The organism is Streptomyces siamensis (assembly GCF_039543605.1).
Lineage (GTDB): Bacteria > Actinomycetota > Actinomycetes > Streptomycetales > Streptomycetaceae > Streptomyces > Streptomyces siamensis.
In genome coordinates this window covers 17,917-42,266 of record NZ_BAABKB010000018.1, presented here as the reverse complement: position 1 = coordinate 42,266, position 24,350 = coordinate 17,917, and the positions used below count along the sequence as shown (strand labels likewise).

The window sequence follows — 24,350 nt, the reverse complement described above, 5'->3', positions numbered from 1 at the left end:
GTGCCGTGAACGAGCCGGGGTGCGCCATGTCACCCCGGCTCGTTGCCGTGCCGGCCTCGACGAGACCGGCTCGGCCCGGTCGACGGGCATCCGGCCGAAGGACGACCACACCGCCACCCCGGACGACGAGGACCTCGGCACGTTCAGCACCTACGCCGGACCCGTGCGCCGGAAGAAGGGCTACCGCGGGAAGGTGTACTCGTACATGAAGACGGGCGGCAGGGTCGTCATCGACAGCTGTTCCGGCGTCGGCTCCTGCAACTCATGGCGCTCGCCGTGCCGCCCCGCACGCCGGACCTCTCCGACGTGCGGGACCACTTCCGTGAACCCGTCCGGTGCGCCGCGACGCTGTGCACCTGCAACCGCGGGCCCGGGCGTCAGGCGAGTCCGAGGGCGCGCTTGAGGAAGTCCACCTGGAGCAGCAGCAGGTTCTCGGCGACCTGCTCCTGCGGGGTCATGTGCGTGACACCCGACAGGGGCAGCACCTCGTGCGGGCGTCCGGCGGCCAGCAGCGCGGAGGACAGTCGCAGGGCGTGCGCCACCACCACGTTGTCGTCGGCGAGACCGTGGACGATCATCAGCGGGGCGTGCCGGGCGGCGGGCTCGGACAGCCCCTCGTCGGTGATCAGCGAGCTGTGCGCGTACGTGTGAGGGTCGGCCGCGGGGTCGCCGAGGTACCGCTCGGTGTAGTGGGTGTCGTAGAGCCGCCAGTCCGTGACCGGGGCGCCGGCGATGCCCGCGTGGAAGACGTCGGGCCGGCGCAGCACGGCGAGTCCCGCGAGCCACCCTCCGTACGACCAGCCGCGGATCGCCACCCGGGACAGGTCGAGCGGGAAGGTCTCCGCGAGGCCCTGGAGGGCGTCGATCTGGTCGTCGAGCGAGAGTGTGAAGTCGTCGCGGACCGCCTTCTCCCAGGCGGGGGAGCGACCGGGGGTGCCGCGCCCGTCGGCGACGATCACGGCGAATCCCTGGTCGGCGAACCACTGCGAGGTGAGGTGGGCGTTGTGCGCGGCGAGCACCCGGGGGCCGTGCGGACCGCCGTAGGGATCCATGAGGACCGGGAGGGGAGTGACGCCGTCGTAGTCAGTAGGCATAAGCACGGCGCATGGGATTTTCCGTGCGCCCCCTTGCGTGAGGGTCACGCGCGGGGACAGACCGGGACTTTCCGCGAGGGAAGGTACGGTCGCGATCGTCTTCCCCTCGCGCAGGACATGGACCTGGACGCCCGGCTGGTCGAGCACCGAGGAGGCGAGCACGGTCACGCCGCCGGCGCGCACGGCCGAGTGCACGCCGGGTTCCTGCGAGACGCGCTCCACCCCGAGCTCGTTCACGCGGTACACATGCACCTCGCCGGTCTCCTGGGCGGCCGCCGCCTCGCCCGCCGACGCCGAGACCAGCACGTCGTCGTCCGACACGTCGAGCACCGCGCGTACGTGCAACTGCGGCCCCGTCAGCGGTCGTTCACCGAAGGCGAGCACCCGGGCGCCGCCCTCGTCGGCGATCCGCACGAGCTGTCCGGCGGGGCTCCAGCACGGCACACCAGGGAAAAGATCCAGCCATTGTGGATCTTCGTCCGCGTGCACCATGCGGGTCGTCCCGGTGTCCGGGTCCACGGCCAGGAACAGCTGGCTGCGCTGGTCCCGCGCCTGCACCAGGATCAGCGGCGCACCCCCCGCTGACCAGTGCACATGCGCCAGATACGGGTAGCGCGCCCGGTCCCAGGAGACCTCCGTGCGCACCCCGTCGAGCGTGATGACGAAGAGTCGTACGTCCGCGTTGGCGCTGCCCGCCACCGGATACGCGACCCGCTGCGGCTCGGTCCCGGGCTGCGTGGGATCGGCGATCCACCAGCGCTGCACGGGCGTGTCGTCGACCCGCGCGACGAGCAGCCGGTCGCTCTCGGGCGACCACCAGAACCCGCGCGAACGCCCCATTTCCTCGGCCGCGATGAACTCGGCCAGTCCGTACGAGACCGACCCCTCGCCCGCGGCCGGCTCCGGCTCCGCCAGGGCCCGGTCGTCCTCGCCCTCGGCGCCGACGACCCGGAGGGCGCCCCCGGCCACGTACGCGACGAACCGGCCGTCGGGCGACGGACGCGGGTCGATCACCGGTCCCGCCACGGGGAGTTCACGCGCCGTCCCGGCCCTCAGCTCCGCCGTGAAAAGCCTCCCCGACAGGGCGAAAGAGGCCAGCTCGACCGCGGTGTCCGTGGCGTAGCCGACGATCCCGGCACCGCCCTCACGGCTGCGTTCACGGCGCGCCCGCTCCTCCGGGGACAACTCCTCGCCCGCGCCGCCGAGCAGCGCCGCCGGATCGGCCGCGACCCGCTCCCCGCCACCGCCCGGGGAGGCTCCCGCCCCGTCCCGGGGCACATCGAGGACCCACAGGTGATGCGCCCGGTCCGTACCGGACAGGGACCGCAGGAACACGACACGGGAACCGTCGGGGGACACCGTGAACGCCCGTGGTGCGCCGGAGGTGAACCGCTGCGTCCGGGCGTACCGGCGCGGGAAGGAGAAAGGCTCGCTCGTCATCCCCCGACCATATTGGCCATGCGCCCCCTTGTGCGGCCGTGCGCCGATCGATGCGCGCGTACGGATAGTTATGATCACTAGCGCTGCGTGGGTATGAACCTGCTGGCTGCTGTATGTATTTACGACCCCCATGTCCGACCCCCCATGTCCCTGGGATCTTTGGAGGTGAACCGCCGTGGCACTCTCGATTTCGGCGGTGGTGCTGCTGGCGATCATCGTCTTCATCCTGGTGAAGAAGTCAGGACTGAAGGCCGCCCACGCCATCGTGTGTGTCCTGCTCGGTTTCTACCTCGCCTCCTCCACGGTCGCTCCCACGATCAACGAGCTGACCACGAACATCGCGGGGATGATCGGCAGCATCAAGTTCTGATCCCGTCCGCCGACCGCGCCCGGCTCGGGACGAGGGCGGCCGCCTCGTAGGGTGGGTTCCATGACGGAACTGCCCGACCGGCGTCTGCTCCTGGTGCACGCGCACCCGGACGACGAGTCGATCAACAACGGCGCGACCATGGCCAAGTACGCGGCCGAGGGCGCCCAGGTGACGCTGGTGACCTGCACGCTCGGTGAGGAGGGCGAGGTCATCCCGCCCGGACTCGCCCACCTGGCGCCCGACCGCGAGGGCGGGCTCGGACCGTACCGGGCGGGAGAGCTGGCCGCCGCCATGAAGGAACTGGGCGTCACCGACCACCGGTTCCTGGGCGGCCAGGGACGCCACCGCGACTCCGGGATGATGGGCGTCGAACAGAACCGTCGCGCCGGTGCCTTCTGGTCCGCCGACCTCGACGATGCCGCCTGCGACCTCGTCGCCGTGATCCGCGAGGTGCGCCCCCAGGTGCTCGTCACCTACGACCCCGACGGCGGATACGGGCACCCCGACCACATCAAGGCACACCGCGTGGCCGTGCGCGCCGCCGAGCTCGCCGCGGACAGCGCCTTCCGCCGCGATCTCGGCGACCCCTGGGGGATCACCAAGGTCTACTGGAACCGGGTGCCGCGCTCCGTGGGCGAGCAGGCGTTCGCGCGGCTTCGGGAAGCGCTCCCGGAGCTGCCGTTCACCCGGTCCGCGGACCTCGCCGACGTCCCGGGTGTCGTCGACGACACGGCGGTCACCACCGAGATCGACGGAACCGCGTACGCCGCCGCCAAAGCGGCCGCCATGCGGGCCCACGCCACCCAGATCGAGGTGTCCGAGCCCTGGTTCGTCCTCTCGAACCAGCTGGCGCAGCCGCTCTTCACCACCGAGTACTACGAGTTGGTGAGCGGGGAGCGGCCCGGGACGCGGGAGACCGACCTGTTCGCGGGCATCGACCGAGAGGAAGCGGACGCGCGATGAGTACGACCGGACAGCGCGGGAGCATGCTCGCGCAGCCGCTGACACGGCCCTCCGCCGGGCGGATCGCCGCCGGTCTGGGGCTCTTTCTGCTCGGCGCCGTGGTGGGCGCCGCCGGGGCGCTGGTGCAGTCCGGCTGGTTCCCCCTCGGACTGTTGCTCGCGCTCGTGGGTGCGGCCGGACTCTTCCTCGGAGGCAGCCGGGCGACCGGCACACGTGCCGGGGCCGTCGCTCCCGCGGCCGGCTGGCTGGTGGCCGTCATCCTGCTCACCGCCAGCCGCCCCGAGGGCGACTTCCTGTTCGGCGCGGGACTTGTCTCCTATCTCTTCCTGCTCGGTGGCATGGCTGTCGCTGTGATGTGCGCCACGCTCGGCCAGGGGCGGCAACCGGACGCCTCCGACGTCCGACTTGGCAAGTGACGTACCACTTCGCCGCATCGGACAGGTGCGGGTCCCGTGCGGGTTTCCTTCGCGGGCGAGGTTTGCGCGCCGGACACGGCCAGTATGGTGGTGCGCGCCGCCGAGCTGCCCGAGATGAGGTCGAGTAAACGGGCGGTGGAGCCAACCGGGAGAACCTGCCTTGAGTCGTGAAACTGACAGTTCGTCCTCCGGGCCCAACGGGCGCGGTGGAGCCGCGTACCCGTCGGGGACGCCGCCGTACGGGACCCCCACGGCTTCCCAGAGCGGTGCCGACGCCGGCAACCCGCCGGAGGAGCGCAAGACCGAGACAACGCTGACGACGCGCATCCGGATCAACATCCCCGGATCGCGGCCCATCCCGCCCGTCGTCGTGCGCACACCCGTCGCGGACGCGGACACGTCCGCCGACGCCGCCGACGGCAGCGGGAACCCGTCGGAGCCGCCGCGGAACGCCGGTTCGCCGGCGCCGGCCGTCGGCTCCGCCCCCGCGCCCGTGCCCGCCGACCCGTCCGGCGCTGCGCCCGCAGCGGCCGAGGAGAAGGCGAGCGACTGGTTCGCGCCCCGCAAGTCCGGTGCGCCCAAGGGCGGGCCGGGCGGCGGATCCACCAACGGAGCGGGCGTCACCGGCGGTTCGGCCGCCCCGCCCGCGCAGGGTGGACGCCCCGGCGGCCAGAACGGTGCGCCCGCGCAGGGTGGACGTCCCGGCGGCCGGAACGGTGCGCGGCCGGGTCCCCCGGCCGGCGCCCGTCCCGGCGGCGGGGCGAACCCTCCCCGTCCCGGCGGCACGAACGGCGCCGGGCTGCCCGGCGCCACCGGCGCCGGACCCGTGGCCCCCGGCCACGGAGGCGGTACCGGTTCCTTCGACATCTCCGGAGCGCTCGGCAGTACCGGCTCCTTCCCGGCCGTCGGCGCGGGCGGCTCCGAGCCGCGTCGCGACGACCTCCCGTACTTCGCGGAGAACGGCCAGGGCGGACCCGCGGGGCCGACCGGCGGCCCGGTCACCGGTGACGGCCCGATGGTGCCGCCCGCCGGTCCCGGCGTGGCGCCCGGCAGCCTGGCCGCGAGGCAGGGTCCGGGCGGACCCGGCGGCTCCGGTGCACCCGGTGCGGTGCCCGGCGGCGGCCTCAGCGGTGGCCTGAGCGACGACACCGCGATCCTCACGCCGCAGAAGCCGGCCCCCGAGCCGGGCCCCGGCGGCTACGGCGCCCCCGGGGACAACGTCTCCGGTCACACCCTGACCAGCGGCATCCCCGTCGTGCCGTCCGCGCAGAACGCTCCGTTCGCGCCGGGCGCGCACACCGAGGGACCGCTGCCGCACACCCCGCCGAAGCTGCCCGAGCCGGTCCAGCAGCCCCCGGCCTCGTCGAAGCCGGCCAAGAAGAAGGGCCGCAACAAGCCGGCCCTCCTGGGCGTCCTCGTGGTGGTCCTCGTCGGCGGTGCCTACGGTGCCGGCCTCCTGATGAACCACTCGGACGTGCCCAAGGGCACCACCGTGCTCGGCGTCGACATCGGCGGCGGCACCCGCGACGACGCCGTCAGGAAGCTCGACGACGCCCTCGGCGACCGCACGAACACGGCGCTCAAGCTGTCGGTCGACGGCGACACCGTCGCGCTCAAGCCGGACCAGGCCGGGCTCCAGCTCGACAGCCAGGCCACGGTCCGTGCCGCGGCGGGCAGCGACTACAACCCCGTCTCGGTGATCGGGTCGCTGTTCGGCCAGGAGCGCGTGATCGAGCCCGTGATGCCGGTCGACGAGGAGAAGCTCCAGGCCGCCCTCGAGGGCGCCGCGGGCGGCTCCGGGTCGATGCAGGACGGCACGATCAAGTTCGTGTCCGGCAAGGCCGTCCCCGTGTACGGCAAGGCGGGCAAGGGCATCGACGTGGCCTCCTCGACCCAGGCCGTGCAGGACGCGTACCGCGCCCAGGTGGAGACCGGCACGACCGCTCCGGTGAAGGTCGCCACCACGACGCGTCAGCCGAAGGTCGCGAACGCCGAGGTCGACCGGATGATGGCGAAGTTCGCGAAGCCGGCGATGTCGGCCAACGTGACCGTGCAGACGGACGCGGCGCACTCGATCCCGATGAGCCCGCAGAACTCGCTCTGGAAGTTCCTCCGGGTGGAAGCGACCCCCGACGGCAAACTGACCGACAAGCCGGACCTGAACGCCCTGAAGGAGCTGTACGGTCAGACGTTCGACGGGGTTCTCATCACCCGGGCCAACGGCAAGAAGACGCCCGTCACGCCGCAGGACGTCTACGTCGCCCTGCGCCAGGCGCTGATGAGCAAGACCGACCGGGTCGCGGTCATCGAGACCAACCCGAATTAGTCCCGAGGCGGTTGGAAGGGGGGCCCGGTCACGACCGGGCCCCCCTTTCGCGCGACCGGGACCACGCGCGGCGCGAAGTGGCGTGCCGCCCGCCGCACATGACATCTGTCATCTCCGAGAGACGACAAGCTGCACTGCCCCGGACACCCCGTCCGTCGCCACGATGGATGCCATGACAACGACTGCGGCGACCGCCACCTCGGTGGTCGGCTTCGAATCGGTGACCAAGACGTACGGCAGCGTACGGGCCGTGGACGGGCTGACCCTCGATCTGCACCCGGGCGAGACCGTCGCCCTGCTGGGCCCCAACGGCGCGGGCAAGTCCACGACCCTCGACCTGCTCCTCGGCCTCAAGCAGGCCGACAGCGGCGCGGTCCGGGTCTTCGGCACCAGCCCGCGCGAGGCCATCGTCGGCGGCCGGGTGGGCGCCATGCTGCAGAGCGGCGGGCTGATGGACGAGGTCACGGTGGGCGAGCTGGTGAAGCTCGCGTGCGACCTGCACCCGAAGCCCTTCCGCGTCCAGGACGTCCTCGCCCGGGCCGGGATCTCCCCGATCGCCGACCGCAAGGTCAACAAGCTCTCCGGCGGCCAGGCACAGCGCGTCCGCTTCGCCCTCGCCACCGCGGGCGACAGCGACCTGATCGTGCTCGACGAGCCCACCACCGGCATGGACGTCTCCGCCCGCCAGTCCTTCTGGGCGACCATGCGCGAACAGGCCGACCAGGGGCGCACGGTCCTGTTCGCCACGCACTACCTGGAGGAGGCCGACGCCATAGCCGACCGGGTGCTCGTCCTGCACCGCGGCCGGCTGCTGGCCGACGGCACCGCGGCCGAGATCAAGGCGAAGGCCGGCGCCCGCCGGATCTCCTTCGACCTGGAGGGCTCGATCGACGAGGGACCGCTGCGCGCGCTGCCCTTCCTGACATCCGTCGACGTGTCCGGGCAGACCGTCCGCATCCAGTCCTCCGACGCCGACGCGACCGTGCACGCGCTGTACGGGCTCGGCGTCTACCCCCGCAACCTCGAAGTGTCCGGGCTCGGTCTGGAGCAGGCCTTCGTCGCCATCACGGCCGCCGAGGAGGCGAAGGCGAAGTGAACAGCCTGATCAAACTGGAGATCACCCGCGCCCTGCGCAACCGCAAGTTCCTGTTCTTCTCGGTGATCTACCCCTCTGCCCTGTTCCTGCTGATCGCGGGCAGAGCCGACAGCACGACCGAGGTCGACGGGACGGGCCTGAACCTGCCGACCTTCTTCATGGTCTCCATGGCGTCCTTCGGCGCCCTGACCGCCGTCCTGATGGGCAACAGCGAGCGCATCGCCAAGGAGCGCGAGAGCGGCTGGGTACGGCAGTTGAGGCTCACCACGCTCCCGGGCCGCGGCTACGTGTTCGCGAAGACGGCGAGCGCCGCCGTGATCAGCCTGCCCTCGATCGTGATCGTCTTCGTGGTCGCCGCGGCCGTGAAGAACGTACGGCTGGACGCCTGGCAGTGGATCGCCCTCACCCTCGCCATCTGGGCCGGGAGCCTCGTCTTCGCCGCGCTCGGCGTCGCCATCGGCTACCTCGCCAGCGGTGACGCGGTCCGCCCGATCACGATGATCACCTACTTCGGCCTGTCGATGCTCGGTGGCCTGTGGATGCCCACCACCACCTTCCCCGACTGGCTGCAGAACATCGCCAAGTGGCTGCCCACGCACGCGTACGCTGCCCTCGGGCAGGCCATCGAACTCGGCGACGCCCCGCACGCGAAGGACCTCGCCATCCTCGCCGTCTCCTTCGTCCTGTTCGTGGGCGGCGCGGCCTGGCTGTACCGGAAGGACACGCTGAAGGCGTGAGCAGCGTCGGCATCGGGCAGCGCCCGCAGAACCGCAAGCAGCAGATCGTCAAGGTCGTCTGGACCGGCATCTGGCTCGTCTACCTGAGCGCGCCGGTCAGCGACCTCGTGCACGGCGGACACAGCACCGGTGTCGTGGTGCTCGGCTGGATCGGTCTGATCGCCTTCGTGCTCTGGTACGGCGCCCTCGTCTTCCGTACGGGGCGCGGGGAGCACAACAGGCTGGTGCTCGGCTCGCTGGGCGCCCTCGCGACGCAGGCGGCCGTCCTCTCCCTCACGCTGGGACGGGAATGGCTCGTCCTGTTCGTGTACGTGGCCATCGCGGCCGGCGCGGCCCTCCCGCTGCGCTGGGCGCGCCTGACCATCCCGGCCGTGGCGGCCGTGCTGACGACGGTCGCCCTGATCGTCCCGGGCGGCAAGGCCTATCTGGCGGGACTGCTCATCCCCGCCTTCCTCGGCGGGTTCGCCATGACCGGCGTGCGCGAGCTCCTGCGGACGACCATCGCGCTGCGCGAGGCCCGCGCCACGGTCGCCCAACTCGCCGCCAACGAAGAGCGGTTGCGGCTCGCCAGAGACCTGCACGACCTGCTCGGGCACTCGCTGTCGCTGATCACGCTGAAGAGCGAACTGGCCGGGCGGATGCTTCCCGACCACCCGGAGAAGGCGGCCCAGCAGGTCGCCGACATCGAACAGGTCAGCCGCCAGGCCCTCGTCGACGTGCGCGAGGCGGTCACCGGCTACCGCCGACCCCGGCTCGCCGGTGAACTCGCCGGCACCCAGGTCGCGCTGACCGCGGCGGGCGTGCGGGCCGACCTGCCGGTCGAACCCGATCTCACCGGCGTGCCCGAGGAGAGCGAGTCGGCGCTCGCCTGGGCGCTGCGCGAGGCGGTCACCAACGTCGTACGGCACAGCGGGGCCCGGCGCTGCACCGTGGAGCTCCTGCGCCGTCAGACACTGGACGGGCCGGTGCTCGAACTGTCCGTGGAGGACGACGGTTCCGGCGGTTCCGCCGGCTCGCACGGCAACGGTCTGACCGGGCTGACCGAACGACTGGAGAAGGCGGGCGGAACGCTGGAGGCCGGGCGGGTGCGGCACGGGTTCCGGCTGGTCGCACGGGTGCCGCTGACGGGGGCGGAGGCAGGCGCGGACGCCGCGGACGACCCCGTAGGATCCGGGGCATGAGCCGCACGATCAAGGTCTTGCTCGCCGAGGACCAGTCGATGGTCCGCGAGGCGCTGGCAGCCCTGCTGGGCCTGGAGCCGGACATCGAGGTGGTCGCCCAGGTGGCGCGCGGCGACGAGGTGCTGGCCGCCGCCCGCGAGCACGACGTCGACGTCGCGCTCCTCGACATCGAGATGCCGGGCAGAACGGGCATCGAGGCCGCGGCCGAGGTCCACGCGGCCCTCCCGGACGTCAAGTTGCTCATCCTGACGACGTTCGGCCGCCCCGGCTATCTGCGCAGCGCCATGGAGTCCGGCGCGGACGCCTTCCTGGTGAAGGACGCCCCCGCGGCCCAACTCGCCGCGGCGGTACGGAAGGTGCTGGACGGAGAGCGGGTCATCGACCCGACGCTCGCCGCCGCGGCGCTGGCCGAGGGGGCCAACCCGCTGACCGACCGGGAGCGTGAGGTGCTCCGCGCCGCGGCCGACGGCTCGACCAACGCCGAGCTGGCCGCCGCCCTCCACCTCTCCCAGGGCACCGTCCGCAACTACCTGTCCACGGCCATCCAGAAGCTGGCGGTCCGCAACAGGGCGGAAGCGGTACGGATCGCCCGCGAGAAGGGCTGGCTGTAGGCAGGGTCAGTTGAGCATCGCCCGTGCCGCATGGGCCTGGTGCCGCACCCGGGCCGCGGCCGGCTCGTCGACGGCGGCCACCACGTCGGCGTACGCGTCGAGTTCGGTGGCCCCACCCAGGAAGTCGCCGCGCTTGACCAGCAGCTGGGCCCGCTCGTAGCGCAGCCGCGCCGGGTGCGCGGGCAGCAGGAGGGACAGCTCGACGGCCCACAGCGACACGTCGGAGCGCTCCGGACGGGCGGCCGCCCAGGCCCGGATGTTGTTCAGGACGCGCAGGACGACGTCGAGCGGGTCGGCGGGGGAGAGCATCGACGGGTCCAGCGGGGCGCCGGTCGCCCCCGCGACGAGCAGCTCGGCGTCCGGGCCGGTCAGGACCCGCCCGCCGTCGAAGGGATCGGCGAGCACCTGCTGCTCGGCCGGTCCGAAGCCCACGACGAAGTGCCCGGGCAGGGCGACCCCGTACACCGGCGCGCCGGCCCGTCGTGCCACCTCCATCCACACCACGGAGAGCAGGATGGGCAGCCCGCGGTGCCGCATCAGCACCTCGTGCAGCAGTGAGGACTCCAGCCGCTGGTAGTCGGCCGGCGAGCCGTGGAACCCGCAGCGCCCGCCGAGCAGTTCGGCGAGGGCGGCGGCCCAGGACCGCGGCCCGCCCGGGCGGAACGGCAGCAGTCCCGCCAGCCGGTCCAGCTCGATCTGCGCCGCGTCCGTCCCGGCCTCGTCGAGCGTCCCGTCGGCCGCCGCCCCGATCAGCAGGCACAGCATCGACAGGTCCGGCCGTTCGGTCCGGGCCTCCTCGGCGAAGAGCCGTCGCACCTCGGCGGCCCGCTCCGGTTCCGGTGGCTGTGGAGAGCAACGCATGCCGGACTCGTGCCCCTTCACGCCGATCGATACGGCTCGGCGGCGCCGAAACCGTGCCCCGCCGCTCCGGCGTCCGCGGCCCGGCGGTAGTGGTGGTACGAATGGTGGGGCGCGAAGCCCATCCCGGTGTACAGCGCACGTGCCGCCGCGTTGTCGTCCTCCACCTGGAGCCAGGCGGCCGAGGCGCCCTCGTCCAGGGCCCGGCGGGCCAGGGCGGCCATCACTGCGGTGCCGAGGCCCCTGCGCCGGTGCGCCGGGCCGACCTCGACGGCGGCGAACCCGGCCCAGCGGCCGTCCACCACACAGCGGCCGATCGCGGCGGGCGCCTCGCCCTCCTCGTCCGGCACGGTCGCGAACCACACGGAGGGCCCGCTGCCCAGCACCTTCAGCGCCACCTCGCCGAGGCCCTTGCGCTGGTAGCGGCCCAGCCAGGCGTCGTCGGCCGTACGCGAGAGCGTGACCCCCGGCGCGTCCCGGTCCCCGATCGGCGCGAGCGAACCGATCCACAGGCCGGCCGTCACCTCACGGACCCAGCCGCGCTCCTCCAGGTCCGCGCACAGCAGCTCCTGCGTGCCCTCGGCCCCGGTCGCGGTCTGGACGTAGGCGGGCAGGTCACGGGCGGCGTACCAGGCGCTCGCGTACGCCAGCGCGTCGTCCAGCGGCATGCCGGGGTCGCCGAGGGGCAGCACGGAGTTGGCGCGCCGGGTGAACCCGGACGCGGCCCGCAGCTCCCATCCGCCGAGCCGCTCGCTCTCCACCGGCCGCCAGGCCCGTGCGGAGACCCGCGCCAGCTCCTCGTACGAGGCCGCGGGGCCCCGCCGACGCGCCGGGGCGGCGGGCACGACCTTGCCCGCGACCAGCGAGGATTCCGCGATCCGGACACGTTCGCCGGTCCGCCGTGTGATCAGCAGCACACCGTTGTCCCATGATGTGAGAACACCGACCGTGTCGGTGAACTTCTCTCCCGTGTCTCCATCGTCGCTCAAGCGTCGTACCGAGACACGTTTTCCCACGTCAGCAGCGGTGATACGGACCTCAAGGCGGCCGGACGACGAGATTTCCACAGGTCAGTTCACCCCTCCTGTTCGGATCATGCCCAAGAACGGAGATACTAGGGGCGGGCATCGACGACGCCGCGCTCCCGCGCGCCAGGCGGCGGAGCCTACGGAGGCCCGCCAGCGCCCTATCGAGGAGGAACGACAGCGTGACCTACGTCATCGCGCAGCCTTGTGTCGACGTCAAGGACAAGGCGTGCATCGAGGAGTGCCCGGTCGACTGCATCTACGAGGGCTCCCGGTCCTTGTACATCCACCCGGACGAATGCGTCGACTGTGGAGCCTGTGAGCCGGTGTGCCCGGTCGAGGCGATCTTCTACGAGGACGACACTCCCGAAGAGTGGAAGGACTACTACAAGGCGAACGTCGAGTTCTTCGACGAGCTCGGCTCGCCCGGCGGCGCCAGCAAGCTCGGTCTGATCGAGCGCGACCACCCCTTCGTCGCAGCGCTGCCGCCGCAGAACCAGTAAGCGGCTCGCACACGCACCGCCTCGGTCCCGTACGGCCGGATCGTTCCGGTCGCCGTACGGGACCGAGGCGTTTGCCGTACCGGGCGCGTGCGCCGCGCGCGACGGGTACGGCCCGCGGCGAGCACAGCGAGTACCAGCGATACGTACGGGTCGTACGTACGAGAAAGTGAGCCCGATCCCGTGTCCGCAGTCTCCGACCGGCTTCCCACCTTCCCCTGGGACAAGCTGGAGCCCTACAAGGCGACGGCCGCCGCTCACCCGGGCGGCATCGTCGACCTGTCCGTCGGCACCCCGGTCGACCCGGTGCCCGAGCTGATCCAGAAGGCTCTGGTCGCCGCCGCGGACTCGCCGGGCTATCCCACCGTGTGGGGCACGCCCGAGCTGCGGGACGCGCTCACGGGCTGGGTGGAGCGACGCCTCGGGGCGCGGGACGTCACCCACCGCCATGTGCTGCCCGTCGTCGGCTCCAAGGAGCTCGTGGCCTGGCTGCCGACGCAGCTGGGCCTCGGCCCCGGCGACAAGGTCGCCCACCCGCGCCTCGCCTACCCGACGTACGAGGTCGGCGCGCGGCTGGCCCGGGCCGAGCACGTCGTCTACGACGACCCCACCGAGCTGGACCCGACGGGTCTGAAGCTGCTGTGGCTCAACTCGCCGTCGAACCCCACCGGCCGGGTCCTGTCCAAGGAGGAGCTGACCCGGATCGTCGCCTGGGCCCGCGAGCACGGCGTGCTGGTCTTCTCCGACGAGTGCTACATCGAGCTGGGCTGGGAGGCGGACCCGGTCTCGGTGCTGCACCCGGACGTGTGCGGCGGTTCCTACGAGGGGATCGTCTCGGTGCACTCCCTGTCGAAGCGCTCGAACCTGGCCGGCTATCGTGCCGCGTTCCTCGCTGGCGACCCCGCCGTCCTCGGCGAGCTCCTCCAGATCCGCAAGCACGGCGGCATGATGACGTCCGCGCCGACCCAGGCCGCGGTGGTCGCCGCCCTCTCGGACGACACCCACGTCCGCGAGCAGCGCGAGCGCTACGCCGCCCGGCGTACCGCGCTGCGTGACGCGCTGCTCGGCCACGGCTTCCGCATCGAGCACAGCGAGGCGAGCCTCTACCTCTGGGCCACCCGCGACGAGTCCTGCTGGGACACGGTGGCCCACCTGGCCGAGCTGGGCATCCTGGTCGCCCCCGGCGACTTCTACGGCACGGCGGGCGAGACGTTCGTGCGGGTCGCCCTGACGGCTTCGGACGAGCGGGTCGCCGCGGCGGTCGAGCGACTGTCCGGCCAGGCCTGAGCCCGCGGCCCGAGCAGCGCGGAGGGGTCCGGGGACAGCTCCCCGGACCCCTCCGTCGTACCGGCCCTGTGATCAGGCGTGCCGGCCCTGTGGTCAGGCGTGCCGGCCCTGTGGTCAGCCGAGCGGCAGGCCCTTCAGCGGCAGCTGGCCCGTCGGCAGCCCGCCCTTGGTCACCGTGTCCGTCGGCAGGCCGCCACCGGTCGCCGTCTTCGCGGTGTCACCGAGCAGGCCGCCGGCCTGCCCCGCCGCGTCGCCGGCCACCTTCTGCGCGGCCGGCGTCGCCTTCTTGGCGACCTTCCCACCGGTCTTGCCTGCGGCGGGCACGGCCTTCTTGACCGTCTTGCCGCCGGTGTCGCCCGCGAGCCCGGTGACGTTCTGTGCCGCACCGTCGACGGTGTTGCCGACGCTCGCCCCGTCCAGGGCGGTCAGCCCACCGAGGTTCGGGGTGGCCGGGAGTTCGGCCGCAGCGCTGGCGGAGCCGGCCGCACCGACCACGGGAGCCGCTCCCGCTGCGATGAGCAGCGCGGCACGGGCGATCCGGCGGGTCAGGGGGAGGGACATGATGCTCCTTAGACGGGAGAGAACGTGGAAGTGTCCACCCGAGCCCGGCAGTTGACCGGCTGGCTGCCGGTGATCGTTCTGGGCGTCGGACGCAGTGACTACCGCTCGAAACCCGCGAAGGTTGCGGTGGCCCGACGTAAAGAGTTGGCAATGCGTCGCATTATCGGCTGCGGATAAAAGCGGGCAAAGGGCACCCGGTCGGAAAGTCTGCCGAATCCTTACCGCCCTTTGTTCTCAAGGGATTCGACGGTGGTGGGGGTGACCGCGCGAAAACCTGCGCACATCGGCGGAGTCACACGGAGCGAGTCCCCCGGACGGGTGAGGCGCCGTACTACTGCGCAGTGACGATCCGGACCTCGGCGGCGGCCTTCCCCGCGGCCGCGCTTCCCTGCGCACCCGTCGTGCGCCACTCGCCCTGGGTGCTGCCGGCGGTCCACTCGCGCCCGGCGTACGACACCCGGTCGATGTGCAGCGCCGAGGAGTTCGCCACGGCCCAGTGCGCCAGCTCCCAGCCGCGCCGGGCGGCGTCCGTGCCGGAGGCGGTCCCCTCGCGCACGGGGACGGTCACGGTCCGGCTGCCGCCCCTCGCCGAAGCCGAGGCGGCGGCCGACGGCGCGGGGGAGGCGCCCCCGGCGCCCACGTCGGCACCCGCCTCCTGGAGCACATCGCGTCCGAAGTCCCGTACGAGCGCGGTCCGCACCGAGTCCGAGCCGCCCGCCTCGGTCGCGTCCGGTCGCCCCTCGCAGGTCAGCGTGGCCGCCGCGCGGCCGGTCAGGGCCGCGGCGAGCAGGGTGGCGTCCGGCTCGTGCTTCGCGTACGCCTGGGGATAGCCGCTGCGCTGCACCCGCTGCGCGGCGACGGTGAGCGGCAGCCGCGAATAGCCCGGCACCTTCGCCAGGTGCTCGTAGAAGATCCCCGCCGAGTACGTCGGGTCCATGATCTGCTTCGTCGTGCCCCAGCCCTGCGAGGGCCGCTGCTGGAACAGGCCGAGCGAGTCCCGGTCGCCGTGGGTGATGTTGCGCAGGCCGGACTCCTGGAGCGCCGTCGCCAGGGCGATCGTCACGGCGCGCTCGGGCATGCCCCGGGAGGTGCCCACCGCGGAGATCGTCGCCGCGTTCACCGCCTGCTCCGGGGTGAACTCGTACGACGCGCCGTCGCCCTTGCCCGAGACGACCTCGCATCTCGGCGCGCCGGTGCCTCCCGTCAGGTACTGCACGGCGAGATAGCCCGCGAGCGCGAGCAGGACCATGACGGCCGCCCCGGAACGGAGGAGGCGGCCGCGCCGGACGGGTGCGGGGGACGGCTCTGACACGACGTACAAGGTACTGGAGGGTCCTGTCAGTGGTCCCTGGGGTTGTGGACAACTTCTGAGCCGCCCGGGGCGACCGGACGCCTCCGGCCGCCGAGCGGAGCCACGGACCGTAAACGCTAGGGTCGACGCCATGGCCGACACCCCGCTTGACCTCACCCTCGACGCCGCCCGGCTCACCGCCCAGCTCGTCGACTTCCCCTCGGAGAGCGGCAGCGAGAAGCCGCTCGCCGACGCCGTCGAGGCCGCCCTGCGTGCCCTGCCGCACCTGACGGTCGACCGGTACGGCAACAACGTCGTCGCGCGGACGAACCTGGGCCGCGCCGAGCGCGTGATCCTCGCCGGCCACATCGACACCGTGCCCATCGCCGACAACGTCCCCTCCCGCCTCGACGAGGACGGCGTGCTGTGGGGCTGCGGCACCTGCGACATGAAGTCGGGCGTGGCCGTCCAGCTCCGCATCGCGGCCACCGTTCCCGCCCCCAACCGCGACCTCACCTTCGTCTTCTACGACAACGAGGAGGTCGCGGCGGACCTGAACGGTCTGAAGCACGTGGCGGAGGCCCACCCCGACTGGCTGGAGGGCGACTTCGCCGTCCTCCTTGAGCCCTCGGACGGTCAGGTCGAGGGCGGCTGCCAGGGCACGCTGCGGGTGCTGCTCAGGACGACGGGCGAGCGCGCCCACTCCGCCCGCAGCTGGATGGGCTCGAACGCGATCCACTCGGCCGCCCCGATCCTGGCGCGGCTCGCCGAGTACCGGCCCCGCTACCCCGTCATCGACGGCCTCGAGTACCGCGAGGGCCTGAACGCGGTGGCCGTCTCCGGCGGCGTCGCCGGCAACGTCATCCCCGACGAGTGCGTGGTGACCGTCAATTTCCGCTACGCCCCCGACCGCACCGAGGAGGAGGCCGTCGCCCATGTCCGCGAGGTCTTCGCGGACTGCGGGGTCGAGGAGTTCGTCGTCGACGACCACAGCGGCGCCGCCCTCCCCGGGCTCTCGCACCCGGCCGCCGCCGCGTTCATCGAGGCGGTCGGCGGCACCCCGCAGCCGAAGTACGGCTGGACCGACGTCTCCCGCTTCAGCGCGCTCGGCGTCCCCGCGGTGAACTACGGTCCGGGCAACCCGCACTTGGCGCACAAGCGTGACGAAAGGGTCGAAACGTCCAAGATCCTCGCGGGTGAGGAGCGCTTGAGGGCCTGGCTCACCGCCTGAGCCGTACGCGACGGCGGTTCATGGCGGACATGCTCGCGTCCCCCCTCCGTAACCGGCGTGGATCTACGCTGGGGCGGAACGGCCTTCCCCGGTCTCCGGCTTGGACCGGGCCGGGTAGGACCCCGATGCGGAGGGAGCGGACATGGCTACTGGCAACCCCGAGGGCAAGAAGCGGCCACCGGAGGAGCAGCGGCTGGGACCGGTGCTGCGCAGGCGGGACCAGGTGCAGGCGAGCACCACGGACCAGCGGCTGCTCGACGCGGGCGGTCCGTCCGACTGGGTGCACACCGACCCCTGGCGGGTGCTGCGCATCCAGTCGGAGTTCATCGAAGGCTTCGGCACGCTGGCGGAACTCCCGCCCGCCATCAGCGTGTTCGGTTCGGCCCGCACAGCGGTGGACTCACCCGAGTACGAGACGGGCGTCGCCCTCGGCCGCGGCCTGGTCGAGGCCGGCTTCGCCGTGATCACCGGCGGCGGCCCCGGCGCCATGGAGGCCGCCAACAAGGGTGCCTGCGAGGCGAAGGGCATCTCCGTCGGCCTCGGCATCGAGCTCCCCTTCGAACAGGGCCTCAACCCCTACGTCGACATCGGCCTCAACTTCCGGTACTTCTTCGTCCGCAAGATGATGTTCGTCAAGTACGCCCAGGGGTTCGTGGTGCTGCCCGGCGGCCTCGGCACCCTCGACGAACTCTTCGAGGCGCTCACCCTCGTCCAGACCCAGAAGGTCACCCGCTTCCCGATCGTCCTGTTCGGCACGGCCTACTGGGGCGGCCTCGTCGACTGGCTCAAGAACACCCTCATCGCGCAGGGCAAGGCCTCGGAGAAGGACCTGATGCTCTTCCACCTGACGGACGAGGTGGAAGAGGCGGTGGCCCTGGTGTCGAAGGAGGCCGGCAGGTAGCTCCCGCGGGCGGCGTGGGGGCGAGCGCCCCTACGCCGGCCCCGCCGGGCGACCGTCTCTACGCCAGCCCCCGCCGGGCGACCGCCGGGGCCCGGTGCCCGGCGATCGACGCCACCATGTCCAGCACCTGCCGGGTTTCCGCGACCTCGTGGACGCGGTACACCTGGGCACCCAGCCACGCCGACACCGCGGTGGTCGCCAGCGTCCCGAGCACCCGCTCCTTCACCGGCTTGTCGAGCGTCTCCCCGACGAAGTCCTTGTTGGACAGCGAGACCAGCACCGGCCACCCCGTAGCGGTCATCTCGCCCAGCCGCCGCGTCGCCTCCAGGCTGTGCCGGGTGTTCTTGCCGAAGTCGTGCCCCGGGTCGATGAGGACGGACTCCCGCGGCACCCCCAGCTCCACCGCCCGCTCGGCGAGCCCCACGGTCACCCGCAGGATGTCGGCCATGACGTCGTCGTACGCGACCCGGTGCGGACGCGTGCGCGGCTCGGCCCCGCCGGCGTGGGTGCACACCAGCCCGACCCCGTACCGCGCGGCCACCTCCGCCAGCCGCGGATCGACCCCGCCCCACGCGTCGTTCAGCAGATCGGCCCCCGCCTCGCAGACCGCCTCGCCCACCTCGTGCCGCCAGGTGTCGACGCTGATGACCACGTCCGGGAAGCGCCGGCGGACCTCGGCCACGAAACCGACCGTGCGCCGCGCCTCCTCCTCGGCCGTGACCTCCTCGCCCGGCCCTGCCTTGACCCCGCCGATGTCGATGATCGCGGCGCCCTCGGCCACCGCCTGCTCCACGCGCGCGAGCGCCGGTTCGTCGCGGAAGGTGGCTCCCTGGTCGTAGAAGGAGTCCGGGGTCCGGTTCACGATCGCCATGATCACCGGCTCGTGCGTGCCGAATTCACGCCTGCCCAGCCTGAGCATCCCCTGTGACCTCTCCCAGTAAGTTCCGCCGATGAGCCGCCTGCGACCCTAACTGTCAGACTCGCATGGCACGATCTGACCCTGACAGTTTCAGCTTCCGTACTTCCGCGTCGGCGCGCTCGTGCCGGCACCAGAGCGTGGGGACCTCAGCGATGTACATGTTCTTGTTCCTGGTCGTCGCGCTCGCCGTCGTGGTCGCCGCGGTGACCCTGTCCGTCGTGGGCGGCGGCGAGAGCGCGCCCCTGCCCGAGGCCACGCCCGAACTGCTCGCCGACCCGCTGCCCCAGGACCGGCCGGTGAACCGCACCGACGTGGACGCGCTGCGCTTCCCCGTCGCCCTGCGCGGCTACCGCATGGCCGACGTCGACGACGCGCTCGTCCGCCTCGGCGCCGAGATCTCCGAGCGGGACTCCCGCATCGCCGACCTGGAGTCCGCGCTCGCCGGCGCCCGCGCGACCCCAGGCCCCTCACTGCACAAGGACACCGAGGAGGGCTCCCAGTGAGCGACGCACTCGCGGGCCCCGACGGAGCCCTGCGCTGCCCCTGGGCCCTGTCGACCGAGGACTACGTCGCCTATCACGACGACGAGTGGGGCCGGCCCGTCCACGGCGACGACGCGCTGTACGAGCGGCTGTGCCTGGAGGCCTTCCAGTCCGGCCTGTCCTGGATCACCATCCTGCGCCGCCGCCCCGGCTTCCGGGCCGCCTTCGCCGGTTTCGAGATCGCCAAGGTCGCGACGTTCACGGACGCCGACAAGGAGCGCCTCCTCGCCGACCCCGGCATCATCCGCAACCGCGCCAAGATCGAGGCCACCGTGGCCAACGCGCGCGTGCTGGCCGACTGGGCGGCGGGCGAGCTGGACGAGCTGATCTGGTCGTTCGCCCCGGATCCGGCCTCACGCCCGGCCCCGAGGACCCTGGCCGACGTGCCGACCGTCACCGACGAGTCGACCGCCCTGTCCAAGGCACTCAAGAAGCGCGGCATACGGTTCGTCGGCCCGACCACGGCCTACGCGCTGATGCAGGCCTGCGGCCTGGTGAACGACCACCTGGCGGACTGCTCCGCCCGCTAGATCCGCCCGGCACCCCGGGGATCCGGGAGGAAGCGCCGGGCGGACGACGACTGTGCGGGCACCGCGGCCGGCCCGTGCCGGCCCGCGGCCCCACGCACGGTCACCGGCCCAGGTACTTGGGCTTCTCCTTGTTCACGAAGGCCTGCACGGCGATCGTGTGGTCCTCCGAGGCACCGGCCCGGCCCTGGAGCTCGTCCTCCTTCTCCAGCGCCTCGTCCAGGGAGTGGGTCAGGCCGAAGGCGAGGGACTCCTTGAGCGCGGCATAGGCGAGGGTCGGGCCCTCGGCCAGTGCGCGGGCCACCTTCTCCGCCTCGGCCCGCAGGTCCGCCGCGGGCACGACGCGGTTCGCGATGCCCAGCTCGTACGCCTCCTGCGCGGTGATGCTGCGCGGGAAGAGCAGCAGGTCGGCGGCGCGGCTCGGGCCGATGACCCGGGGCAGCGTCCAGGACATCCCCGAGTCGGCGGTCAGCGCGACCCTGGCGAAGGACGTGTTGAAGGCGGCGGTGTCGGCGACGACCCGGTAGTCCGCGGCCAGCGCGAAGCCGAAGCCGGCCCCGGCCGCGACGCCGTTCACGCCGGCGACCACGGGCTTCGCGGCACCCGTCAGGGCCCGCACGATGGGGTTGTAGTGCTCGCGCACGGTGCTCATCGTCTGCCCGGACCCCGACTGCTTGTCGGCGGCCAGCAGACCGATGTGCTCCTTGAGGTCCTGCCCGACGCAGAACGCCCGGTCACCGGCCGCGGTCAGCAGGATCGCCCGCACGCCCGCGTCCGCCGCCGCGGCCTGCGCCGCGTTCCGGAGGGCGACCTTGGTCTCGACGTTCATGGCGTTCATCGCCTCGGGGCGGTTCAGCGTGATCGTCGCGAGTCCGTCGCTCACCTCGTAGAGCACGGTGTCGGCCATGGTGGGTCCCCTCCGGTGTCGCGGCTCGGTCGTACCGGTCGGTACGTCATGTGTCCGATGACAGCATGGCGGAGATCACCGACGGTGGCGCGGACCGGACATGTGACCTGCGTCAAAGAATTCCGAGCGGCGGAAGTCCATGCGGCGGCGCAGTATCGCAGGCACATCCCCGAATTGAGTGGTTTTGGTCGAGCGCGTTGCGCAAGCGATGCCGACTGATGTTGGTCATCGGGTCCTGAGATGCGGGATAATGGCCTGGAAGCAATGTGTTCGATGCCGGTGACGTGTGTCCGATGAGAGGACGTGCGTGCCCTCCATGGGGCCGTCGGCGACGATGAGCTGGTTTCAGGAAGGGGAACGAGCATGGCGGCCATGAAGCCGCGGACGGGCGATGGCCCGCTCGAGGTGACCAAGGAGGGGCGGGGCATCGTCATGCGCGTTCCGCTCGAAGGCGGCGGTCGGCTCGTCGTCGAGCTGACCCCTGACGAGGCCGACGCGCTCGGCGACGCCCTCAAGAAGGTCGTCGGCTGACGCGGAACGCGACCATACCTGTTCGTCTTCCCCGGCATCGTACGCGGTGCCGGGGAAGTCGTTTTTCAGGAGCCCGGTGCTGACGTGTCGCGCCCGCTGGACCGGCGTCCTGACAGGTCGGGGGGCGGGCGGTCCATGAGCCGGTCCCGTGCGCCGGCCGGTCCTGGTGGTCCGCTCCGTCGGGAGGATCCGGCCGGCCCCGGTTCCGGAGCCGGCCTCGTCGCCGGGCCGACGCCGCGCCGTGCGTGATGATCCGCCCGGTGGCCCGGTGGCCCGGTGGCCCGGTGGCCCGGTGGCCCGGTGGCCCGGTGGCCCGGTGGCCCGGTGGCCCGGTGGCCCGGTGGCCCGGTGGCCCGGTGGCCCGGTGGCCCGGTGGCCCGGTGGCCCGGTGATGTCGGTCCGGTCAGCGCTTGACCGCGCAGAGGAGCCCGTCGCCCACCGGCAGCAGCGACGGCACCAGGTCCTGGCTCTCGCGCACCGCGCGCAGCAGTTCGCGCAGCCTGCCGACCTCCGCGGGCTGCGGCCCCGAGTCCACCGTGCGGCCGTCCGCGAAGACACCCTCGAAGACGACCAGCCCGCCCGGCCGCAGCAGGCGCAACGATTCAGCGAGATAGTCCAGGCACTCCAGACGGTCCCCGTCGCAGAAGACGAGGTCGTACCCGGAGTCCGCCAGCCGGGGCAGCACGTCCAGCGCGCGGCCCGGGATGAAGCGGGCGCGGTTGCTCGCGAAACCGGCCGCGCGGAAGGCCTGCCGGGCGAACTGCTGGCGCTCCGGCTCCGGGTCCACCGTGGTCAGCACCCCGTCCGGCCGCATGCCGTGCAGCAGATGAATTCCGGAGACACCGGTCCCGGTCCCGATCTCCGCCACCGCTTTCGCGTCCACGGTGGCGGCGAGCAGACGCAGCGCGGCGCCGGTGCCGGGCGACACCGAGCGCAGCCCTGCCTCCCGAGCCCGGTCCCGGGCCCAGCGCAGCGCTTCGTCCTCGGCGACAAAGGCGTCGGCGAACGCCCAGCTCGTCTGCCGGTTGCCGGTAATGACCCTCTCCTGTCCCCGTGATTGCCTCGGCGTGACTGTATCCGTTGGTGCCGGGAACCCGCAGATGGGACCGGGCGTTTAAAGGGGTGGGGAAAAAGAGCGGGGGGAAGCGGGGGGAAACGTATGGACCAGGACGCGGAGTGGGACGACGAGCGAGTGCTGACGCACTCGTATGAGCGCGCATCAAATTCTCGTAAAACCGCTTATCCGGAGCTAACGGGCGAGGTGGCTATGGTAGAGGCTCCACTGGACACCACCAGAGCCGACAGGGGAGGTGCGGCTGCGCCTGTGGATCGGGGAGGGCTGCTGCGGCGCCTACTCAGATCGGCGGGTGAGCCGAAATCCGTGACCGACATCGCTGACACGTTCCATGCTGCCCCGGCGCAGACCGCGACGTTCACCACCGACGCGGAGTCGCAGGCGTGGACTCCGCCCACCTGGGAGGAGATCGTCAGCACGCACAGCGGCCGGGTCTACCGCCTCGCCTACCGTCTGACGGGCAACCAGCACGACGCCGAGGACCTCACCCAGGAAGTCTTCGTCCGCGTCTTCCGCTCGCTGTCCACGTACACGCCCGGCACGTTCGAGGGCTGGCTGCACCGCATCACCACGAACCTCTTCCTGGACATGGTGCGCCGCAAGCAGCGCATCCGCTTCGACGCCCTCGGCGACGACGCGGCCGAGCGCCTGCCCAGCCGCGAGCCGTCCCCGCAGCAGGTCTTCAACGACGCGCACTTCGACGCCGACGTCCAGCAGGCGCTGGACACCCTCGCGCCCGAATTCCGCGCCGCCGTCGTCCTGTGCGACATCGAGGGCCTGTCGTACGAGGAGATCGCCGCGACCCTGGGCGTCAAGCTCGGCACGGTCCGCAGCCGGATCCACCGCGGCCGCTCGCAGCTGCGCAAGGCCCTGGCCCACCGCTCTCCCGAGGCCCGCGCCGAGCGCCGCTCGTTCGCCGTGGCCGGAGTACCCGTGCTGGGAGGAGGGGGCGCGACCGCGTGAGTGGAACCCGGCCGAATTCAGCCGAGAGGCCCGTGGCTGAGCAGCATCTGGGAGACCGTCTCTCCGCCCTGGTGGACGGAGAGCTCGGTCATGAGTCGCGTGAGCGCGTCCTCGCCCACCTCGCCACCTGCGCGAAGTGCAAGGCGGAGGCGGACGCCCAGCGCCGACTGAAGAACGTGTTCGCGGAAGTCGCCCCACCGCCGCCCTCCGAGAGCTTCCTCGCCCGCCTCCAGGGGCTTCCCGGGGGCGGAGACTCGGACAGCGGGTCACCGCTGGGCGGAGCCGGATTCGGCAGCGGCGGGCTGGCCGGAGGCACCGGCGTCACCGGACTCTTCGCAGTGCGGGGCGAGCCCTTCGGGTACGTCCCCGCCGGACCCCATGCCGATGTCCTGCCCCCCTCCCCGGGGCGTGGCTTCCGCATCCATGACGTCAGCCGCCACGAGGTCGAGCGGTCGTCCTCGCGCAGCCGCCGGTTCGCCTTCGCAGCCGCCGGCGCGGTGTCGCTGGCCGCGGTCGCGCTCGGCGGGGTGACCACCGGCATGCCCGGGGACACCACGGACGCCCGGGGCGGGTCCGGGGCCGGCAGCAATGTGACGCCGTCCCGTTCGCAGACCGCGGGAGCCGCGACGACCCCCGAGTCGCAGCGCCGCCGGTCCGTCGGCCCCCTGCTCGCGCAGGGCCAGCGGATGACCGGCGAGAGCCCTCTGGCGCCGACCGAGGTGTCCGCACCGCTGCTGCCCGGAGTCCCCGCTCCGGACCGCGGCCAGGACGCCGTGCACACGCTGACGACACCGGTGATGGCCGGCGCCGCGGCGATGTCCCCGCTCATACGTCCGCTGACAGATGTCCAGCCGCTCGCGCTGACCACATGGTCCGCGGTCCAGGAGCTCGCCACTCCGGGCCTGCTTGCCGCCCCCGCCGCCACGTCGTCCCCGTCCTTCTCCCCGTCCCCCGCCTCCCCCTCCCCCCGTACCGCCCACTGACCCCGCCCTCTGCGC

Annotated in this window: 26 protein-coding genes; 17 read left to right on the top strand and 9 right to left on the bottom strand. The window is 72.4% G+C overall.

The window, feature by feature from the left end; translation table 11 throughout:
* Positions 1 to 180 precede the first annotated feature (180 nt).
* Together ABEB03_RS23640 and ABEB03_RS23635 are read right to left on the bottom strand one after the other, a co-directional pair.
* Positions 181 to 318 carry a hypothetical protein gene (locus tag ABEB03_RS23640; RefSeq protein WP_345652878.1) on the bottom strand — a complete coding sequence of 46 codons (138 nt, stop codon included), beginning with the start codon at positions 316 to 318 and terminating at the stop codon, positions 181 to 183.
* A 59-nt stretch (positions 319 to 377) separates the two neighbouring features.
* Entirely contained in the window at positions 378 to 2,534 is a 2,157-nt protein-coding gene (locus ABEB03_RS23635) for a S9 family peptidase (protein WP_345652875.1), read from the bottom strand.
* 175 nt (positions 2,535 to 2,709) lie between these two features.
* Here ABEB03_RS23635 and ABEB03_RS23630 point away from each other — a divergent pair, with 175 nt between their 5' ends.
* From ABEB03_RS23630 to ABEB03_RS23595, 8 genes are all read left to right on the top strand, one after another.
* Positions 2,710 to 2,904, top strand: coding sequence for a hypothetical protein (locus ABEB03_RS23630; RefSeq protein ID WP_028801953.1), 195 nt, complete (start codon positions 2,710 to 2,712; stop codon positions 2,902 to 2,904).
* A 60-nt stretch (positions 2,905 to 2,964) separates the two neighbouring features.
* Positions 2,965 to 3,867 carry an N-acetyl-1-D-myo-inositol-2-amino-2-deoxy-alpha-D-glucopyranoside deacetylase gene (gene mshB, locus ABEB03_RS23625; RefSeq protein ID WP_345652871.1) on the top strand — a complete coding sequence of 301 codons (903 nt, stop codon included), beginning with the start codon at positions 2,965 to 2,967 and terminating at the stop codon, positions 3,865 to 3,867.
* A complete protein-coding gene (locus tag ABEB03_RS23620; RefSeq protein ID WP_345652868.1) occupies positions 3,864 to 4,283 on the top strand; it encodes a DUF6113 family protein in 420 nt (139 codons plus the stop codon). Before mshB ends, ABEB03_RS23620 begins: the two co-directional genes overlap by 4 nt.
* A 160-nt stretch (positions 4,284 to 4,443) precedes the next feature.
* Positions 4,444 to 6,609, top strand: coding sequence for a hypothetical protein (locus ABEB03_RS23615; protein WP_345652865.1), 2,166 nt, complete (start codon positions 4,444 to 4,446; stop codon positions 6,607 to 6,609).
* Between the two features lie 172 nt (positions 6,610 to 6,781).
* Entirely contained in the window at positions 6,782 to 7,705 is a 924-nt protein-coding gene (locus tag ABEB03_RS23610) for an ABC transporter ATP-binding protein (protein ID WP_345652862.1), read from the top strand.
* Positions 7,702 to 8,442, top strand: a complete 741-nt coding sequence (locus tag ABEB03_RS23605) for an ABC transporter permease (protein ID WP_345652859.1) — start codon at positions 7,702 to 7,704, stop codon at positions 8,440 to 8,442. The genes ABEB03_RS23610 and ABEB03_RS23605 overlap by 4 nt, the downstream gene beginning before the upstream one ends.
* Complete coding sequence (locus ABEB03_RS23600; RefSeq protein WP_345652856.1) at positions 8,439 to 9,623, top strand: sensor histidine kinase; 1,185 nt, start codon at positions 8,439 to 8,441, stop codon at positions 9,621 to 9,623. Before ABEB03_RS23605 ends, ABEB03_RS23600 begins: the two co-directional genes overlap by 4 nt.
* A complete protein-coding gene (locus tag ABEB03_RS23595; protein WP_028801960.1) occupies positions 9,620 to 10,234 on the top strand; it encodes a response regulator transcription factor in 615 nt (204 codons plus the stop codon). Before ABEB03_RS23600 ends, ABEB03_RS23595 begins: the two co-directional genes overlap by 4 nt.
* A 6-nt stretch (positions 10,235 to 10,240) precedes the next feature.
* Here the strand turns inward: ABEB03_RS23595 and ABEB03_RS23590 are convergent, their stop codons facing one another.
* Together ABEB03_RS23590 and ABEB03_RS23585 are read right to left on the bottom strand one after the other, a co-directional pair.
* A complete protein-coding gene (locus ABEB03_RS23590) occupies positions 10,241 to 11,095 on the bottom strand; it encodes a transglutaminase-like domain-containing protein (RefSeq protein ID WP_345652850.1) in 855 nt (284 codons plus the stop codon).
* Positions 11,096 to 11,112: 17 nt separating this feature from the next.
* On the bottom strand, positions 11,113 to 12,159 hold the full coding sequence (locus ABEB03_RS23585) for a GNAT family N-acetyltransferase (RefSeq protein WP_345652847.1): 1,047 nt from the start codon (positions 12,157 to 12,159) through the stop codon (positions 11,113 to 11,115).
* Positions 12,160 to 12,299: 140 nt separating this feature from the next.
* On the opposite strand from ABEB03_RS23585, the gene fdxA reads away from it, so the two are divergent.
* Together fdxA and ABEB03_RS23575 are read left to right on the top strand one after the other, a co-directional pair.
* The gene (gene fdxA / locus ABEB03_RS23580; RefSeq protein ID WP_019058397.1) at positions 12,300 to 12,620 is read left to right on the top strand and encodes a ferredoxin; all 321 of its coding nucleotides are present in this window, start codon (positions 12,300 to 12,302) and stop codon (positions 12,618 to 12,620) included.
* Positions 12,621 to 12,800: 180 nt separating this feature from the next.
* The gene (locus ABEB03_RS23575; protein ID WP_345652843.1) at positions 12,801 to 13,904 is read left to right on the top strand and encodes a bifunctional succinyldiaminopimelate transaminase/glutamate-prephenate aminotransferase; all 1,104 of its coding nucleotides are present in this window, start codon (positions 12,801 to 12,803) and stop codon (positions 13,902 to 13,904) included.
* 114 nt (positions 13,905 to 14,018) lie between these two features.
* Here the strand turns inward: ABEB03_RS23575 and ABEB03_RS23570 are convergent, their stop codons facing one another.
* Together ABEB03_RS23570 and ABEB03_RS23565 are read right to left on the bottom strand one after the other, a co-directional pair.
* Positions 14,019 to 14,465: an ATP-binding protein gene (locus tag ABEB03_RS23570; protein WP_345652840.1), complete on the bottom strand. Its 447-nt coding sequence runs from the start codon at positions 14,463 to 14,465 to the stop codon at positions 14,019 to 14,021.
* Positions 14,466 to 14,796: 331 nt separating this feature from the next.
* Entirely contained in the window at positions 14,797 to 15,777 is a 981-nt protein-coding gene (locus ABEB03_RS23565; protein WP_345652837.1) for a heavy metal transporter, read from the bottom strand.
* A gap of 130 nt (positions 15,778 to 15,907) precedes the next feature.
* Here ABEB03_RS23565 and dapE point away from each other — a divergent pair, with 130 nt between their 5' ends.
* Together dapE and ABEB03_RS23555 are read left to right on the top strand one after the other, a co-directional pair.
* Positions 15,908 to 16,987 carry a succinyl-diaminopimelate desuccinylase gene (gene dapE / locus ABEB03_RS23560; RefSeq protein ID WP_345652834.1) on the top strand — a complete coding sequence of 360 codons (1,080 nt, stop codon included), beginning with the start codon at positions 15,908 to 15,910 and terminating at the stop codon, positions 16,985 to 16,987.
* Between the two features lie 142 nt (positions 16,988 to 17,129).
* Positions 17,130 to 17,888, top strand: coding sequence for an LOG family protein (locus tag ABEB03_RS23555; RefSeq protein ID WP_095936458.1), 759 nt, complete (start codon positions 17,130 to 17,132; stop codon positions 17,886 to 17,888).
* 58 nt (positions 17,889 to 17,946) lie between these two features.
* Here the strand turns inward: ABEB03_RS23555 and folP are convergent, their stop codons facing one another.
* Positions 17,947 to 18,807, bottom strand: a complete 861-nt coding sequence (folP, locus tag ABEB03_RS23550) for a dihydropteroate synthase (protein ID WP_345652827.1) — start codon at positions 18,805 to 18,807, stop codon at positions 17,947 to 17,949.
* 152 nt (positions 18,808 to 18,959) lie between these two features.
* Here folP and ABEB03_RS23545 point away from each other — a divergent pair, with 152 nt between their 5' ends.
* Both ABEB03_RS23545 and ABEB03_RS23540 read left to right on the top strand, forming a co-directional pair.
* Positions 18,960 to 19,310 carry a DivIVA domain-containing protein gene (locus ABEB03_RS23545; RefSeq protein WP_345652824.1) on the top strand — a complete coding sequence of 117 codons (351 nt, stop codon included), beginning with the start codon at positions 18,960 to 18,962 and terminating at the stop codon, positions 19,308 to 19,310.
* On the top strand, positions 19,307 to 19,879 hold the full coding sequence (locus ABEB03_RS23540; RefSeq protein WP_345652821.1) for a DNA-3-methyladenine glycosylase I: 573 nt from the start codon (positions 19,307 to 19,309) through the stop codon (positions 19,877 to 19,879). Before ABEB03_RS23545 ends, ABEB03_RS23540 begins: the two co-directional genes overlap by 4 nt.
* Positions 19,880 to 19,979: 100 nt before the next feature.
* Here the strand turns inward: ABEB03_RS23540 and chcB are convergent, their stop codons facing one another.
* On the bottom strand, positions 19,980 to 20,783 hold the full coding sequence (gene chcB / locus ABEB03_RS23535) for a 2-cyclohexenylcarbonyl CoA isomerase (protein WP_345652818.1): 804 nt from the start codon (positions 20,781 to 20,783) through the stop codon (positions 19,980 to 19,982).
* Positions 20,784 to 21,146: 363 nt separating this feature from the next.
* On the opposite strand from chcB, the gene ABEB03_RS23530 reads away from it, so the two are divergent.
* Entirely contained in the window at positions 21,147 to 21,314 is a 168-nt protein-coding gene (locus ABEB03_RS23530; protein WP_003966491.1) for a DUF3117 domain-containing protein, read from the top strand.
* 403 nt (positions 21,315 to 21,717) lie between these two features.
* On the opposite strand, the gene ABEB03_RS23525 is transcribed toward ABEB03_RS23530, so the two are convergent.
* A complete protein-coding gene (locus ABEB03_RS23525) occupies positions 21,718 to 22,416 on the bottom strand; it encodes an O-methyltransferase (protein ID WP_078629139.1) in 699 nt (232 codons plus the stop codon).
* Positions 22,417 to 22,653: 237 nt separating this feature from the next.
* Between ABEB03_RS23525 and sigE the strand changes: the two genes are divergently transcribed.
* Both sigE and ABEB03_RS23515 read left to right on the top strand, forming a co-directional pair.
* Complete coding sequence (gene sigE / locus ABEB03_RS23520) at positions 22,654 to 23,352, top strand: RNA polymerase sigma factor SigE (RefSeq protein ID WP_095936463.1); 699 nt, start codon at positions 22,654 to 22,656, stop codon at positions 23,350 to 23,352.
* The gene (locus ABEB03_RS23515) at positions 23,349 to 24,335 is read left to right on the top strand and encodes an anti-sigma factor family protein (RefSeq protein WP_345652815.1); all 987 of its coding nucleotides are present in this window, start codon (positions 23,349 to 23,351) and stop codon (positions 24,333 to 24,335) included. The genes sigE and ABEB03_RS23515 overlap by 4 nt, the downstream gene beginning before the upstream one ends.
* Positions 24,336 to 24,350: the final 15 nt, after the last annotated feature.

Excerpts from the sequence above, each read along its gene's own strand:
- folP (WP_345652827.1), bottom strand. The coding sequence starts at position 18,807 with ATGCTCAGGCTGGGCAGGCGTGAATTCGGCACGCACGAGCCGGTGATC.
- ABEB03_RS23590 (WP_345652850.1), bottom strand. The coding sequence starts at position 11,095 with ATGCGTTGCTCTCCACAGCCACCGGAACCGGAGCGGGCCGCCGAGGTG.
- chcB (WP_345652818.1), bottom strand. The coding sequence starts at position 20,783 with ATGGCCGACACCGTGCTCTACGAGGTGAGCGACGGACTCGCGACGATC.
- ABEB03_RS23530 (WP_003966491.1), top strand. The coding sequence starts at position 21,147 with ATGGCGGCCATGAAGCCGCGGACGGGCGATGGCCCGCTCGAGGTGACC.
- ABEB03_RS23610 (WP_345652862.1), top strand. The coding sequence starts at position 6,782 with ATGACAACGACTGCGGCGACCGCCACCTCGGTGGTCGGCTTCGAATCG.
- ABEB03_RS23595 (WP_028801960.1), top strand. The coding sequence starts at position 9,620 with ATGAGCCGCACGATCAAGGTCTTGCTCGCCGAGGACCAGTCGATGGTC.
- dapE (WP_345652834.1), top strand. The coding sequence starts at position 15,908 with ATGGCCGACACCCCGCTTGACCTCACCCTCGACGCCGCCCGGCTCACC.
- ABEB03_RS23555 (WP_095936458.1), top strand. The coding sequence starts at position 17,130 with ATGGCTACTGGCAACCCCGAGGGCAAGAAGCGGCCACCGGAGGAGCAG.
- ABEB03_RS23635 (WP_345652875.1), bottom strand. The coding sequence starts at position 2,534 with ATGACGAGCGAGCCTTTCTCCTTCCCGCGCCGGTACGCCCGGACGCAG.
- ABEB03_RS23620 (WP_345652868.1), top strand. The coding sequence starts at position 3,864 with ATGAGTACGACCGGACAGCGCGGGAGCATGCTCGCGCAGCCGCTGACA.
- mshB (WP_345652871.1), top strand. The coding sequence starts at position 2,965 with ATGACGGAACTGCCCGACCGGCGTCTGCTCCTGGTGCACGCGCACCCG.
- ABEB03_RS23570 (WP_345652840.1), bottom strand. The coding sequence starts at position 14,465 with ATGTCCCTCCCCCTGACCCGCCGGATCGCCCGTGCCGCGCTGCTCATC.
- ABEB03_RS23545 (WP_345652824.1), top strand. The coding sequence starts at position 18,960 with ATGTACATGTTCTTGTTCCTGGTCGTCGCGCTCGCCGTCGTGGTCGCC.